The following is a 14,519-nucleotide window of genomic DNA, read 5'->3' as shown; positions in this document are numbered from 1 at the left end:
GCTTAGAACATCAGTTACGGGTTCATTGCTAGAATAGGGGGAGCGCATGGACATTCGTTTCGATAGGTATTTGAAGGCGCTGGCGGCCAACTACCGCGATGGCGGAACGGAACATACCGGGCGAGCCGCGCTTGAAAACTTTCTTAATACATTCGCTGTGGACGCGATGGCGCCCGGCATTGAAGTGCAACACGAGCCGAAACGAGACGCCGACAAGGGCTCACCAGATTTCAAAGTGAAGCGGCAAGGCATGATCCTTGGATATGTCGAGGTGAAAGAGATTGGCGCAAACCTGGACAAGATTTTGAAGTCCGACCAAATCGTCAAGTATCGCAAGCTATCGGACAATATCGTCGTCACCGACTATTTCCATTTCATCCGCATTGACGGTGCCGGCAAGATACTAGACCGCCAGTCGCTGGCCTTTCCTAACGACATCGAAAGCCGCACGATCCAAGTTAACCCGGACAAGGCCGAAGCGGTGTCAAAGCTGCTCGCGGCATTCTTCTCCTCTCCCCCGCAGGGTTTGCAAAGGGCACAGCAACTGGCGGTCGCTCTAGCGACCCGATCGAAGCTGCTTCGCGACTACCTGACAGAGGAACTGGTTCGACAGACAAAAGTGCACAAAGAAGGGAGACTACATGGACTCTACGACGTTTTTCGCGAGCAGGTCTTCCATGAGCTAACAGTTACCGAGTTCGCCGACGCGTTCGCGCAGATGCTTGCTTACGGTCTCTTTCTCGCAAAGTTGAACGCGAGCGACGACGAAATCATCCGGCTCGACAACGTGCGCCGCTTCATTCCCGGATCTTTTCGACTGATCCGCGAACTAGTCCGATTTTTGGAGGAGATGCAGGAGACCGAATATGATGAGGCGAAATGGGTGGTCGACGAGATTCTATCGATCGTCAACGGCCTCGCCATAGCTAACATTCGCGAAGACCTGTCGTTCCGCCAGCGCAAGGCGATCAGTCGCAAGATCCGTGCCGGGGACGAAGAAGAGCACCGGCTCTTCGAGCGCGATCCGTTCATCTATTTCTATGAAGACTTTCTGAGAGCCTATGACAAGGAGACACGCAAGGCACGTGGCGTTTACTATACGCCACCACCGGTGGTTAACTTCATTGTGCGGGCTGTAGACGACATCCTAAAAAATCAGTTTCAAATCGCCGACGGACTTGCCGACCACAAGAAGGTGACGGTGTTAGATTTTGCGGCAGGAACGGGCACTTTCCTGCTCGAAGTGATGCAACGCATCTTCGACAACATAGGCGGGCCGGAGACAGGCAAGGCGGATGCTGTGGTGCGCGAGCACATGCTCAAGAATCTCTACGGATTTGAGTACCTAATCGCGCCCTATACGATCGCCCATTTGAAGCTTTCGCAGTATCTCCAAGGACAAAGGCCATCCGCTGACAGAAAATGAACGGCTACAGGTGTTCTTAACCAACACGTTGGAGCCTGTTGAGCCGCAAAAAAGCGCCTTCTTACCGGAGCTGTCGAACGAGGTGAGGGAAGCGCAGACCGTTAAGGAGAAGCCGATCCTCGTGATCCTTGGCAACCCGCCTTATGCAGGCCATTCAAAGAATAAGGGAAAGTGGATCACAACTGCTATTGACGGCTATAAATACACCTTCGGTCGTGTGCAAACGGAGACGGACGCGGACGGAAATCCGGTCTTTAGTGATGTGAAAAAAGCCGCTGGGGGAAAAGAATCCGAAATGGCTGAATGACGACTATGTCAAATTCATTCGGTTTGCTCAGTTGAAAATGGACGAGGTCGAAGAAGGGGTCGTCGGAATTATCACCAATCACTCATGGTTGGACAATCCGACATTTCGCGGTATGCGCCAAAGTCTGTTGCGCAGCTTCGACCAGATATATTTGGTCGATCTCCACGGCAGTACTAAGCCCAAGGAGCTGGTGCCAGAGGGCAAAGAGAATGAAAACGTCTTTGATATTCAGAAAGGCGTGGCGATCGCGCTGTTAGTTAAAAAGAAGGATGCTGAGCAAGGGGTATGGCATACGGACATCTGGGGAAGCCGGCTGTCCAAATATCAGGAGTGTGCCGAGGCAGAGATCTCCACGATCGAATGGTCGCGACCTAAACCGTTCTCTCCCTACTTCATGCTCTCAGCGGTCGACTGGACTGGATGGGAAGAATACGGGCAATGGTGGCAGATCGCGGATAGCCTGAGCGCTGCATCCGATAAAAGGCAAATCTTCTCTGCGAATGTGCTAGGATTTCAAACTCATAGGGACCATTTCGCCGTGGCGTTTGATCGCCAAGAGATGCTGTCTCGCGTCCGAGATATGTGCGACACAAGCAAATCAGATCAGGTTCTCAGGGATCTGTATTTCCTCAAAGACAACCGGGACTGGCAGCTCAAAAACGCACGCGAATCATTACAGAAAGCGGAAAATCCGGAACGTCCCATCATCGATTGCGCCTTTCGACCCTTTGATGACCGACCATGTTATTTTGGTCCAGAGTTCATGGACTATCCCCGAAGGGAACTGCTCGACCATGTGGCTTGGCAGCAAAATCTTCAATTGCTGGTTTCTCGTCAAATTGGAACCGGCAGCTGGCGACACTCGCTCGTCGTCGAAACGCCCGCGAATGATTGCACCGTCTCGGATGCCTCAAGCGAGGCGAACTACGCGTTTCCGCTATGGCTGTATGATGTAACTGGAACCAAGTCAGAGAACCTCTCCCCCGATTTCCGCGCTTTCCTCGACAGGGGGTACGACCACCACTATTCGCCGGAAGAAATTCTCGGCTACATCTATGCGGTTCTGCACGCGCCAGCTTACCGGTCGCATTATGCTGCGTTTCTTCGCATTGATTTCCCACGCATTCCTTTTGCCGAGAAGGCAAAAGATTTCGAGGTGCTGTCTCTGCTTGGGTGGGCCTTGGTGCAGGCACATCTGCTTCATGATCTGCCTCGGCGGAGCCTAGCAAACTATCACGGCAAAGGGGCTAACGAGGTTGAGCATGTGCGTTGGTCGGCGGAAGATGAGCGCATTTCAATTAATAAAACACAGAGTTTTGCGCCTGTGCCGGAGGCGGTGTGGAATTTCCATATTGGCGGCTATCAAGTGATCGACAAATATCTGAAATCGCGCAAAGAGCGAATGCTATCACTCGACGAAATCAACCAAGTCGGGCGTATCGCCGACGCGTTGGCCTTCACGAATGAGCAGATAGCGCGCATTGATACTGCTTATGCACAGGCTTTTCCCAACCGGGGATAAGCTGGCGACGCCACTCGCATCGTCCACCAAGCTTTGTCATGATCGGGGTGATTCGAGGCGCCATGACAAAGCAAAGCGAACCTGACCTATTCGGTAATGTCGACTCGCAGGGCGACCTGTTCGGGACCGAACTCACGCAGCCCGTGTGGCAGCCCGATCCGGATAAAGTGCGGCGGCGACTAGAGCGCATTCTTGCCGAAGCGAGGGCGGCAAAGTCGATGCCTTGGGATTGGTCCAAGCAGAGCCTCTACCGGACAATCTTTCCACAGATGGCCGGGCTGCTGTCTGACGAGGAGGCAGCGCAGTACTGCTTCCAGTTTGACCAGGAATGGGAACGGCTCAAGGCAGCTTAGGAAATATTGATACGCTGGGCCGGACAGTGCCCTCCTCTGGCCTACCGACCATCTCCCCCCAGGTGGGGAGTGGGCAATAACAAAGCCCGGCTGGCAGCCGGCGCGAAGCTGTCAACTGACAGGCTGCGTCAGGAACAGGGGATACGCCGGTTACGGGTGGTCGCTTCATGAAAACGGGATGAGGCAGAGTTCGGCCCAGATCGACCCGTTACATCCGTGGACATGGCAAGAAATCAACTCGATCTTTTTGGCGCCGAAGAACAGTCCGAGCTGTTGCGCTGACTGTTTATTATCATGGCGATCCTGGCCGGGTACGCGCGCGATTGCATAGGCTTATCGCCGAGGCGCGAAGCGTGGAAACGCTGCCCTGGATCAGGACAGTGTCCGGCTCTACCGCAAGATCGTGCCCCAGATGGTGCTCTGGCTGCCGGAAGAAGAAGCCGCGCAGCTGAAGTTCGAGTTCGAGGCCGAAATGGTGCGGCTGAAGGCGGCGTAGAAACGGATACGCCAGCCCTGGGTTGTCGTCGGCTCGGGCATCGCTGTCTCGGGCTTGGCGAGTCGGAGGAAACAAAAGGGCGAGCGAACGCCGGGGAAGACTGGGGAGCCGGTCGGCGTTGCGCTCGCCCCTCCCCCGCCAAGGGGGATGGCCAGGCACCGGATGTCCGGTGCCCGAGGTGTCACATGTGAGGCGTTACATCCCCTTCATGGCGTCGCACGACACGTTCGGGTTCATGTCGGCGAAGGCGCCCGTCGGGTTCTGTTTCCATGCCCAGACGTGCAGTTCGTAGAACGGGCCGAGGCCGTAGCGATTGGGGGCGCTGTTGAAGTTGAACAGCTGGCCTTCGAGCGAGGCCGGGCCTTTCGAGGTGATGTATTCGACCGCTATCAGCTTCAGGCTGCCGTCGGCCGTCGGCTCGTACATCACCGCTTCGGGCTTGGCGACATCGACGGCATCGTCCTTGAGATAGGCGCCGTTGACATAGTGGATGCCCATGGCGCCGCCGGTGATGCCGCTGGCGCAAGGGATGGGGGCATAGCCTTCGGCGGTGGCGGCTGCCACATTTTCGAAGCGGCTGTTGGCTGCGCGCACCTTTTCGGCCAACGGGTTGGCGTCGTGCGCCTGGGCGGCCGCACCCGCCGCGATCGAGATGGCGGCGAAAGCCGCGAAGCGTGTCGTCCAAAGCATTTTGGTCATGGTCTTCCGTTCGTTTGTTGACGCTTGAGGCGACGGCGGCCGATGCCGAAACGCCTGCGGCGTTGGTTTAGGATTTGGTTTGTCCGTCCCGGTTCATGCGATGCGGCTTCCGTTGCCGGGCTTTGGCCGCAGCCATTAAAAACCGTGCAAAATCAACGATCCCAAAAGTAATATTGCCAATATTCCTGCGGGACGTCCCGCTCCGATAGCCCGATGTCGCGCCTCAGATAGCCGCCTTCCGGGGGCAAGCGCCGCCTTTCAGACAGATACGCAGGCAGCTTCGACGCGAACCGCCATAGACGGCCGAGCACGGAGGTTGGCCGGCCGGTCTTTCCCAGGACAGGCCCGATTCCACCGAGCGGCAGGCCATCAGGCAGTTCGCCACGGCCGCGAAGGACAGTTTGATGCTCATCATCGTGGCGACCGAACGCAGGATCAGAGGTAAAAGTAAGGGTCAAGAACCCGCACCTCCGTGATCTTGTCGACCGGCAGCGAGTTTTTCTGAGCGGTGCTGCGGATAGCTTCGGGCGTCGGCGCGTCGTAGATGCAGAAGCTGTGCTTCTTGTCGGGCGTGACGAAGGACTGGATCCAGGTGACGCCCTTTTCGGCATTGCGCATGACGACCCCGCCGACCGCAGTGGCGCCGATGTCGGTCATCGGAATGTTGAGGCCGTCCGGAAATGTGCGTTCAATCAGATAGCGAGGCATGGAAGACTTCCTTTTCCATTGGTTCACGCTCGATCGGAGCGCGGCTGGACGTTGACCACGCCGGCCCGGCCCGCGCATCGGAACGATTCCCCATATTGGACGGGACGATTCCCTATATTGGCGTCGTTCTTTGTGGAAAGAGGCACGGCAATGTGTGCAAAGTCACATTGCGTCGCTTTCTTCACGGGCTAATCGTGAGCGGCCCGCCATGGTGGGAAAACTCCGATCCTGTGAGACGATGACAATGATGCTTCTGGAACGGCAGACGCAGCTGCAGCAGCTCGAGACACTGCTTGGCGATGCAATAGGCGGCCATGGCCGAGTCGCGGTGCTGGCGGGGGAGGCCGGCGCCGGCAAGACGGCGATTGTCGAGGCGTTCGCGGCCCGTGTCGGGCAGAGCGCGGCAATGTTGCGCAGCGCTTGCGAGGATCTGTCGATCCCCGATCCGCTGGGGCCGCTTTACGATCTGGCCCGTGAGGCGCAATGGGCGCTGCCGCGCGCAATCGACGCCCGGCATGGGCAGAGACTGCCGCTGTTTTCCGATGCGCTCGACGCCTTTGCGGCCAAGGGACCGAGCCTGCTGGTGATCGAAGACCTGCACTGGGCCGATGATGCCACGCTCGATTTCGTGCGCTTCCTCGGCCGGCGTATCGTCAACACCCACATCCTGCTGTTGCTGACGGCCCGCACCGACCGCAGCGAAGGACAGATGCGGGTGCGCCGCGCCCTGGGCGAAATCCCGGCCGGCAGCGTGGCGCGCATCGACGTGCCGCTGCTCAGCGAGGCGGCCGTGCTGTCGCTCGCCGATGCGGCCGGCCGCGATGGCGACGCCATCTACCGGGCGACCGCAGGCAATGCCTTCTTCGTCACCGAATTGTTGTGCGCCGAAAACGAAATGGCGCTGCCGGCAAGCGTGCGCGACGCCGTGTTGGCGCGGGCTGAACGGCTGTCGCCAGGCGCCCGCGCAATGCTCGACGCGGTGTCGGTGTTTCCGCGCCGCGCCGACGTCTGGGCTCTGCAGGGCCTGTGCGGCGTCGCCAGCGCCGGCCAGCTGGCCGAGTGTGTCGCCAACGGCCTGCTCGACGATCTGGGCGACGGCTACGCCTTCCGGCACGACATCGCGCGGCGCGCCATCGAGATGATGCTGACGACGTCGCACAGGCGGCAATTCAACCAGCGTGCGCTGGCGGCACTGCTCGAAAATGGCGACGTCTCCACAGGCCGCCTGGTGCATCATGCGGTCGAGGCGCATAATCTGGCGGCGGTGCGCGAACTTGCGCCAATCGCCGCGCGCGAGGCGTCGCGCGTCGGCGCCCATCGCGATGCCGCCGGCTATTACGAGATCGCCTTGCAGCAGGCCGACAGCCTGCCGGTGATTGAGCGCGCTGCACTTTACGAAAGCCATGCGTTCGAGTGCCATCTCATCGGCAAGATCGACGACGCGCTTGCAGCGCAGGGCGAGGCGCGCCGGTTGCATCAGGCAGACGGCAACAGGCTGAAGGAGGGCGACAGCCTGAGATGGCTCTCCCGGCTGAGCGAAATGGCCGATGGCCGCGAGGCGGCCGCCGCCTTCGGCGCCGAGGCGGTGGCGATGCTGGAAGCGGCTCCCGCCGGTCCCGAACTCGCCATGGCCTATTCGAACCTTTCGCATCTGGCGATGCTTTCGGAGAGGGTGGAGGACACGCTGTTCTATGGCGAGAAGGCAGCGGCGCTGGCTGCGCGCATGAACCGTCCCGACATCGCCTCGCATGCCCTCAACAATGTCGGCTGCGTCGAGCAGTGGCTCAATCCGGATGCCGGACGCCTGCGCCTCGACCAAAGCCTTGAGATTGCGCTCCAGGGCAATTTCCAGGAACATGCCGCGCGCGCGTTCACCAACCGCGCCTGTTTCGAGATCACGCAGATGAGCTACGACGCAGCGCGTCCGGTGCTCGAGAGCGGCATCCACTATTGCACCGAGAACGACCTCGGCACCTGGCGCGACTATCTCAGGGGCATGCTGGCCGATGTGCAGCTGCGTCAGGGCCAATGGGATGAGGCCGCCGCGACGGCAAGCGATGTCATCGACAATGAGCGGACAACCACCGTGGGCCGGTTTCCGGCGCTGCTGGCACTGGCGAAACTGCGCCTGAGGCGCGGCGATCCCTCGGCCGAGCCGCTGTTCGCCGAAATGGCGCGTCTGGTCGGAAGCGGCGGCGACCTGCAGATGCTGAGCTCTTACGCGGCGCTGATGGCGGAGCAGGCATGGCTGGGCCTGGCCGACAGGCAAGAGGCGCTGGCGCTGATCACCCGCGCCGAAACGCCGGTGCGCTCGCGTGCCCATGTCGGGGAGCTGGCTCTGTGGCGAACATTGCTCTCTCCCGATATGCCGGCCGGCGACACCGCCGAGATGGCGACACCATACCGGCTGCTCCTGACCGGCGACTGGCGTTCGGCTTCGGCACTCTGGTCCGAATTGAATGCGCCATACGAGCGCGGACTGGCGCTCATCCTCGGCGATGACGAGGGGCAGCGTCTGGCATTGGATATTTTCGACGGCCTGGGGGCAAGGCCGGCGGCCCAGCGCCTGCGCGATATCATGCGCAGGAACGGCGTTGGCGGCATCGCCCGCGGCCCGCGCCGCTCGACGCGCGCCAACCTCGCCGGCCTCACCTTGCGCCAGATGCAGGTGCTGCAGCTGATCGAACGCGGCCTCTCCAACAAGCGGATCGCCGAGCAATTGACGATTTCGCCAAAGACGGTCGATCACCATGTCTCGGCGGTGCTGGGCAAGCTGGATGCGGTGTCGCGCGGCGAGGCGACAGCGACCGCGCGCGATTCGGGGTTGTTGTGAGGTTTTGACGAGGGTTGGACCGAGAGGTCGCGATCCTTCGCACCCCCCTCTGTCCTGCCGGACATCTGCCCCTCAAGGGGGGAGATTGGCTGTCACTGTGGCTTTCGCCAATTGTCGAAATTGAAAGAAGTTACGGCGCCGAAGCTGCTGATCTCCCCCCTTGAGGGTGAGATGGCCGGCAGGCCAGAGGGGGGTGCTGTCCCGCCGACCTAGCCTTCGAAATCAGGCAAACGCGCCGTGGCAGTGCTTGTATTTCTTGCCGGAGCCGCAGGGGCAGGCTTCGTTGCGGCCGATCTTGCCCCAGGTCGCCTGGTTGTTCGGATCGCGGTCTTCGGGAGCGACGATGGCGTTGCTCTCCTGGCGGACCAGAAGTGCGGTCTCGCCACCCTCGAAATCGTCCTCGCCCGTGGTGCCGTCAATGTGGCTGCCGAACATTTCAGGCGCTTCGGGCGGCGGCGCTTCGGCGGCCTGGCGGACCAGTTCGACGCGCATCAATTGCGCGGTGACGGCCTGGCGCAGATTGCCGAGCAGCGCCTGGAACAGCTCGAACGCCTCGCTCTTGTATTCCTGCAGCGGGTCGCGCTGGGCGTAGCCGCGGAAGCCGACGACCGAACGCAGATGGTCGAGGTTGACGATGTGCTCGCGCCACAGATGATCGAGCGTCTGCAACACCACCGAGCGTTCGACATAGCTCATCACGTCTGGGCCGAAGCGCTCGGCGCGCTCCTTGGCGGCGGCGTCGGCGGCCTTGGTCAGGCGCTCGCGGATGTCGTCCTCGGCAATGCCTTCTTCCTTGACCCAGTCCTCGACCGGCAGGTCGAGATTGAGGAATTCGGCGACCTCGGCCTTGAGGCCGGCGACGTTCCACTGCTCGGCATAGGCGTTTTCGGGGATGTTCTTGGTGACGATCTCCTCGATGACGCCTTCGCGCATCTCGGCGATCGTCTCGGACAGGCCTTCGCCGTCCATCAATTCGATGCGCTGCTCGAACACCACCTTGCGCTGGTCGTTCGAGACGTCGTCGTATTTCAACAGGTTCTTGCGGATGTCGAAGTTGCGCGCTTCGACCTTCTTCTGCGCCTTTTCCAGCGCCTTGTTGATCCACGGATGGATGATGGCCTCGTCTTCCTTGAGGCCAAGCTTCTGCAGCATGCCGTCCATGCGCTCGGAGCCGAAGATGCGCATCAGATCGTCCTGCAGCGACAGGAAGAATTTCGAACGGCCGGGGTCGCCCTGGCGGCCGGAGCGGCCGCGGAGCTGGTTGTCGATGCGGCGCGATTCATGTCGCTCGGTGGCGAGCACGTAGAGGCCGCCGGCGGCCAGCGCCTTTTCCTTCAGGCGCTCGACATCGGCAATGATTTCCTTTTCGCGCGCCTCTCGCTCGGGACCAGCAGGCATGTCGCCCAGTTCGTCCTCGATGCGCATCTCGGCGTTGCCGCCGAGCTTGATGTCGGTGCCGCGTCCCGCCATGTTGGTGGCGATGGTGATGGCGCCGGGTTTGCCGGCCTGGGCGACGATGGCGGCCTCGCGCTCGTGGTGGCGGGCGTTCAACACCTCGAAATCCTTGAACCCTTCCTTGCGCAGGCGCTCGGCCAGTTGCTCGGATTTTTCAATGGAGGTGGTGCCGACCAGCGTCGGCTGGCCCTTGGCGCGCGCTTCCTTGATCTCCTTGACGATCGCCTTGTACTTCTCCTCGACCGTCCGGTAGACCTCGTCGTCCTCGTCCTTGCGGATGACCGGCAGATTGGTCGGGATCTCGGTGACTTCGAGGCCGTAAATGTTGCCGAACTCCTCGGCCTCGGTCAGCGCCGTGCCGGTCATGCCGGACAGCTTCTTGTAGAGGCGGAAATAGTTCTGGAAGGTGACGGAGGCCAGCGTCTGGTTTTCCGGCTGGATCGCCACATGCTCCTTGGCTTCGAGCGCCTGGTGCAGGCCTTCCGAATAGCGGCGGCCCGGCATCATGCGGCCGGTGAATTCGTCGATGATGACGATCTCGTCGTTGCGGACGATGTAGTCCTTGTCCTTCTGGAACAGCCGGTGCGCCTTCAGCGCGTTGTTGACGTGGTGGACGATGGCGACGTTCTCGACGTCATAGAGCGACTCGCCCTTGAGCAGGCCGGCCGCGCGCAGCAGGTTTTCCAGCTTCTCGGTGCCTTCCTCGGTGAAGATCGAGGTCTTCTGCTTCTCGTCGATCTCGTAGTCGGCTGGGCCGAGCTGCAGCATGAAGGCATCGATGGTGTTGTACATTTCCGAACGGTCCTCAAGCGGACCGGAAATGATCAGCGGCGTGCGCGCCTCGTCGACCAGGATGGAATCGACTTCGTCGACGATCGCGTAATTGTGGCCGCGCTGCACCATCTGCGCGCGCTCATACTTCATGTTGTCGCGCAAATAGTCGAAGCCGAGCTCGTTGTTGGTGGCATAGGTAACATCGGACGCGTAGGCGACGCGGCGTTCCTCGTCGGACAGGCCATGGACGATGACGCCGACCGAGAGGCCGAGGAATTTGTAGACGCGGCCCATCCATTCGGAGTCGCGGGTGGCAAGGTAGTCGTTGACGGTGACGACATGGACGCCCTTGCCGGCAAGCGCGTTGAGATAAACGGGCAGGGTGGCGACCAGGGTCTTGCCCTCGCCGGTACGCATTTCGGCGATGCCGCCATTGTGCAGCACCATGCCGCCGATCAGCTGCACGTCGAACGGGCGCATGCCGAGCACGCGGCGGGATGCCTCGCGGACGGTGGCGAAGGCCGGCACCAGCAGGTCATCGAGCGTGGCGCCGTTGGCGATATCCTGGCGGAATTTTTCCGTGCGGGCCTGAAGCTCGGCGTCGGACAGCGCCCGCATCTCGTTTTCCATGGCGTTGATCGCCTCGACACGCGGCCGGGTCGATTTTACGCGACGATCGTTGGAGGAACCGAAAACCTTACGGGCGAGACCGCCGAGACTGACCATCCGATGGTCCTTTCGATAGAATTCTCAATTTTGAGATGAGCGCCGGCCGGCCCCATCAATTCCGCGTGAAACGCGGACAAACACAAAAAGCGCCCGGAAAACGGTTCTGGACGCAAAGTCGTTGGACAGATAAGAGGGGGCTCAACTGATGTCAACGCCGCGTTAGCCCTATGGGCAGCGCCAAATTCCGCCACAATCCGGCTGATCTGCAAGCCCTACCAATCCCCCCTTGGAGTTAATCTTGATGTCCCTACTGTTTCGCCGTGCGTCGCTCGCCAGCCTTGGCCTGGCTTTCGGCCTGTCGGCCCTGTCGCTGTCTCCGCTGATGGCCCAGGAAGCCGCTCCCGCCCCGGCCGATGCCGCAGCAGCGCCGGCGGCAGCCCCCGTCGATCCGAACACCGTTATCGCTACAGTCAATGGCCAGAAGCTGACCGAGGCGGACCTTGGGCTTGCCGAGGGCGAGCTGTCGCAGCAGTTCTCGCAGTTGCCACCCGAGCAGCGCCGCGCCGCGGCCCTTTCGGCGGCCATCGAAATCCGCGTCATGGCCGCCCAGGCGGTCGCTACCGGGCTCGACAAGGATCCCGAATTCCAGCGCCGCATGGCGTTCCTGCAGCAGCGCGCGCTGCATGGCGAGATGGTCGAGAAGGGCGTCGTCGACAAGGTTACCGATGCCGAGGTGCGCGCCCGCTACGACCAGGAAATCGCCAGCACGCCGCCGGTCAATGAGATTCATGCCCGTCACATCCTCGTGAAGACGAAGGAAGAGGCCGAGGCGATCATCAAGCAGCTCGATGGCGGCGCCGACTTCCAGAAGCTCGCCAACGAGCATACCAGCGATCCCTCGGGCAAGACCAATGGCGGCGATCTCGGCTGGTTCGGCCCGGGGCAGATGGTGCCGGAATTCGACAAGGCGGCAGTTGCGCTCGAAATCGGCAAATACACCAAGGAGCCGGTGCAAACGCAATTCGGCTGGCATGTCATCAAGCTCGAGGACAAGCGCACCAAACAGCCGCCGGCCTTCGACGACGTCAAGGACCAGGCCAAGCAGGCGGTGATCCGCGACAAGTATTTCGCACTGGTCAAGCAGCTGCGCGGCGCCGCAAAGGTTGAAATCCCCGACGCCAATCTGAAGAAGGCCGTCGACACGATGGAAGCCGGCAAGTAAGGCCGGCACCGAAAACATGAAAAGGGCGCCGTTCGGCGCCCTTTTCAATTGCGGGAGATGCCTGACATCACATAGCGGACAGTGGCAAGGATTGTCGCCTCATCTTCGTCCAGCCGGTTGGTCAAAAGGTGTTTCCAGGCATAGGAAGCGATGAGGTCGGCGACCAGCGCTGCGTCGATATCGGCCGCAACCTCGCCGCGCGCTTTGGCGCGCTCGATGATCCGAGCGGTGTGGGACACGCGCCCATCGGCATAGCCAGTCAGGGCCGCGGCCGCCGCTTCGTCCGACTGGGCCTCGGCGATCAGCGAGCGGAATACACTGCCCGAGGATGTGTCGCGCCAATGCGCGAAGAGGTTCCTCAGGAAACCGACGAGGTCGTCTTCGAGACTGCCGGTATCAGGGACGTCGACACGCTTTTGCCGCTTGTAGACCTCTAACAGCAGGGCCGCCTTGCTCGGCCACCAGCGATAGATCGTGGGTTTGCCGGCGCGCGCCCGCCGCGCCACGGCCTCTATGGAGAAGCCGGCATAGCCGGCCTCGACCAGCACCGCCTCCGCGGCCTCGAGAATGGCCTCGGCGCTGTCTGGGTTGCGCCGCGCCCCGATCGATCTGCGCGCCGGATCCTCGCCCATGTCTGTCCTCGCCAACAATGTCTGTCCTCGCCAACAATCTCGCCGGCAATATAGGTGAGCTGGCAGGCAAACGAAACGGCCCGTTTCCAGCGCTTGTAGAAGCAGGCCTCACGTTCGCCCTGCGCGGGGATTTTCAGTTCATCGCTTGCGAGGTTTCCGAGGCGATCCGCCACTGGCCGTCGCTCTTCACCAGCCCAAGCGTGACTCGTGCCTTGCCGGTCATGCGCGCCGCCGATTTGTCTTTCGACATATAGTCGTAGCTCATCGCGAACACGGCTTCGGCGCGGTTCTCGCCCTGCGGCGTCACCTCGAGGCTGCCGGGCTCGAGACTGAACGACCAGGATGCAAATTGCGCGAACCAGTCCGTCTTGAGCTTGACGACGGCGTCGCTGTCATAGCGCGTGCCGAAGATGGTAGCGGAAGGCGCATAGAGCCGCTTGACGGTCTCGCCGATCGCCGCGGCATCGGGCGCAAGATAGTCGTCGCGCAGGAATTTCTCGATTGCGGTCTTGTCGTCGCCTACAGACCGTTCGAGTGCCGCAACATTTGTTTCGGGCGCCGGGGGGACGGCGGGCTTCGGCTGTGCAACCGTTTCGCCGCCGGGCACAAACTCGAACCGTTCGAGCAGCGAACCCTGTTCCCATGGGCGCTGTCCCTCGCGGGTTTCGGAGACCACGTCGCGGCGCACCGCGATCATCATGTCGTTGATGCTCTGGCCGGGCTCGGCCATGTGCCGCAGCAGGGCGGCGGCGAACGGCGAATTGCGTCCGGTGCCGTCCATGGCGACAGCGCCTGGCGCCGTCGAGAAGGCGATGAAGGAGCCGCGCGTCGAATCGAACTGCGCCAGACCGGCAAGCGCCGTTGCCGAGCGCGTGGTGGCGGTGCGGCTCAGGCTGCGGGCAAAGGGATTGTTGCGGCAGGCGTCAAGGAAAACCAGGCTGACCTTGGTCTGCTGCTCCATGATGTCGAGGACTTCGTCGATCGGCACGGCTTCGAGCTGCAGCTTGACCGGCATGTCGAGCCGGGCGTCGACCGGCACGATGTAGTTGCGCCCTTCCACCTGCAGGCCGTGGCCGGCGTAATAGAAAAGCCCGACGCCCGCACCTTCCAGCGCATCGGAAAATTCGCCGATCTTGCGCTCGAGTTCGCGCTTGCCGAGATCGTTGCCCTCGATGACGTCGAAGCCGATCGAGCGGAGCTTGCCGGCAATATCGAGCGCATCGTTGACCGGATTGGTGAGCGTGCCGGCTTCGGCATAGGTGCCATTGCCGATGACCAGCGCCACGCGCCGTTCCGGCTGCGCATCGGCGCTCAGGAGCAAAAGCCCCATAAACGCCACCGCCAAGATCACCAGCCTGCCCATGGCCGATATCATAACGCCAGAGGCCCCGGTGACGCCAACGGATTTGAAATGCAAGCTTAA

11 protein-coding genes are annotated in these 14,519 nt (G+C 61.4%); 6 read left to right on the top strand and 5 right to left on the bottom strand.

Annotated features, from left to right (window positions below):
• The first annotated feature begins 46 nt into the window (after nucleotides 1-46).
• From AC3CCE_RS08330 to AC3CCE_RS08315, 4 genes are all read left to right on the top strand, one after another.
• Nucleotides 47-1,426 carry an N-6 DNA methylase gene (locus AC3CCE_RS08330; RefSeq protein WP_352623493.1) on the top strand — a complete coding sequence of 460 codons (1,380 nt, stop codon included), beginning with the start codon at nucleotides 47-49 and terminating at the stop codon, nucleotides 1,424-1,426.
• A 10-nt stretch (nucleotides 1,427-1,436) separates the two neighbouring features.
• Nucleotides 1,437-1,733 (top strand): hypothetical protein, encoded by a 297-nt coding sequence (locus tag AC3CCE_RS08325; protein ID WP_352623491.1) that lies wholly within the window; start codon nucleotides 1,437-1,439, stop codon nucleotides 1,731-1,733.
• 37 nt (nucleotides 1,734-1,770) lie between these two features.
• The gene (locus AC3CCE_RS08320) at nucleotides 1,771-3,255 is read left to right on the top strand and encodes a type ISP restriction/modification enzyme (protein ID WP_352623489.1); all 1,485 of its coding nucleotides are present in this window, start codon (nucleotides 1,771-1,773) and stop codon (nucleotides 3,253-3,255) included.
• Nucleotides 3,256-3,317: 62 nt separating this feature from the next.
• Complete coding sequence (locus AC3CCE_RS08315; protein WP_156932561.1) at nucleotides 3,318-3,608, top strand: hypothetical protein; 291 nt, start codon at nucleotides 3,318-3,320, stop codon at nucleotides 3,606-3,608.
• 691 nt (nucleotides 3,609-4,299) lie between these two features.
• Here AC3CCE_RS08315 and AC3CCE_RS08310 read toward each other — a convergent pair.
• Both AC3CCE_RS08310 and AC3CCE_RS08305 read right to left on the bottom strand, forming a co-directional pair.
• Nucleotides 4,300-4,803 (bottom strand): hypothetical protein, encoded by a 504-nt coding sequence (locus AC3CCE_RS08310; protein ID WP_023686685.1) that lies wholly within the window; start codon nucleotides 4,801-4,803, stop codon nucleotides 4,300-4,302.
• 435 nt (nucleotides 4,804-5,238) lie between these two features.
• A complete protein-coding gene (locus AC3CCE_RS08305) occupies nucleotides 5,239-5,511 on the bottom strand; it encodes a DUF4242 domain-containing protein (RefSeq protein WP_023685308.1) in 273 nt (90 codons plus the stop codon).
• A gap of 244 nt (nucleotides 5,512-5,755) precedes the next feature.
• Between AC3CCE_RS08305 and AC3CCE_RS08300 the strand changes: the two genes are divergently transcribed.
• Nucleotides 5,756-8,344, top strand: a complete 2,589-nt coding sequence (locus AC3CCE_RS08300; RefSeq protein WP_352511796.1) for a helix-turn-helix transcriptional regulator — start codon at nucleotides 5,756-5,758, stop codon at nucleotides 8,342-8,344.
• Between the two features lie 222 nt (nucleotides 8,345-8,566).
• On the opposite strand, the gene secA is transcribed toward AC3CCE_RS08300, so the two are convergent.
• A complete protein-coding gene (gene secA / locus AC3CCE_RS08295; protein WP_023672992.1) occupies nucleotides 8,567-11,299 on the bottom strand; it encodes a preprotein translocase subunit SecA in 2,733 nt (910 codons plus the stop codon).
• A gap of 244 nt (nucleotides 11,300-11,543) precedes the next feature.
• Here secA and AC3CCE_RS08290 point away from each other — a divergent pair, with 244 nt between their 5' ends.
• The gene (locus tag AC3CCE_RS08290) at nucleotides 11,544-12,464 is read left to right on the top strand and encodes a peptidylprolyl isomerase (RefSeq protein ID WP_023804562.1); all 921 of its coding nucleotides are present in this window, start codon (nucleotides 11,544-11,546) and stop codon (nucleotides 12,462-12,464) included.
• Nucleotides 12,465-12,508: 44 nt separating this feature from the next.
• On the opposite strand, the gene AC3CCE_RS08285 is transcribed toward AC3CCE_RS08290, so the two are convergent.
• Both AC3CCE_RS08285 and AC3CCE_RS08280 read right to left on the bottom strand, forming a co-directional pair.
• Nucleotides 12,509-13,096 carry a TetR/AcrR family transcriptional regulator gene (locus AC3CCE_RS08285; protein ID WP_023714960.1) on the bottom strand — a complete coding sequence of 196 codons (588 nt, stop codon included), beginning with the start codon at nucleotides 13,094-13,096 and terminating at the stop codon, nucleotides 12,509-12,511.
• A 133-nt stretch (nucleotides 13,097-13,229) separates the two neighbouring features.
• Nucleotides 13,230-14,459, bottom strand: coding sequence for a caspase family protein (locus tag AC3CCE_RS08280; RefSeq protein WP_352623486.1), 1,230 nt, complete (start codon nucleotides 14,457-14,459; stop codon nucleotides 13,230-13,232).
• Nucleotides 14,460-14,519: the final 60 nt, after the last annotated feature.

The organism is Mesorhizobium sp. P160187 (assembly GCF_057766425.1).
The sequence above is the reverse complement of the archived record's forward strand: the minus strand, read 5'-3'. Positions and strand labels throughout refer to the sequence as shown.

Coding starts and splice junctions, on each gene's coding strand:
- AC3CCE_RS08280 (WP_352623486.1), bottom strand. CDS start 14,459: ATGGGCAGGCTGGTGATCTTGGCGGTGGCGTTTATGGGGCTTTTGCTC.
- AC3CCE_RS08310 (WP_023686685.1), bottom strand. CDS start 4,803: ATGACCAAAATGCTTTGGACGACACGCTTCGCGGCTTTCGCCGCCATC.
- AC3CCE_RS08300 (WP_352511796.1), top strand. CDS start 5,756: ATGATGCTTCTGGAACGGCAGACGCAGCTGCAGCAGCTCGAGACACTG.
- AC3CCE_RS08305 (WP_023685308.1), bottom strand. CDS start 5,511: ATGCCTCGCTATCTGATTGAACGCACATTTCCGGACGGCCTCAACATT.
- AC3CCE_RS08330 (WP_352623493.1), top strand. CDS start 47: ATGGACATTCGTTTCGATAGGTATTTGAAGGCGCTGGCGGCCAACTAC.
- AC3CCE_RS08320 (WP_352623489.1), top strand. CDS start 1,771: ATGGACGAGGTCGAAGAAGGGGTCGTCGGAATTATCACCAATCACTCA.
- secA (WP_023672992.1), bottom strand. CDS start 11,299: ATGGTCAGTCTCGGCGGTCTCGCCCGTAAGGTTTTCGGTTCCTCCAAC.
- AC3CCE_RS08315 (WP_156932561.1), top strand. CDS start 3,318: ATGACAAAGCAAAGCGAACCTGACCTATTCGGTAATGTCGACTCGCAG.
- AC3CCE_RS08285 (WP_023714960.1), bottom strand. CDS start 13,096: ATGGGCGAGGATCCGGCGCGCAGATCGATCGGGGCGCGGCGCAACCCA.
- AC3CCE_RS08290 (WP_023804562.1), top strand. CDS start 11,544: ATGTCCCTACTGTTTCGCCGTGCGTCGCTCGCCAGCCTTGGCCTGGCT.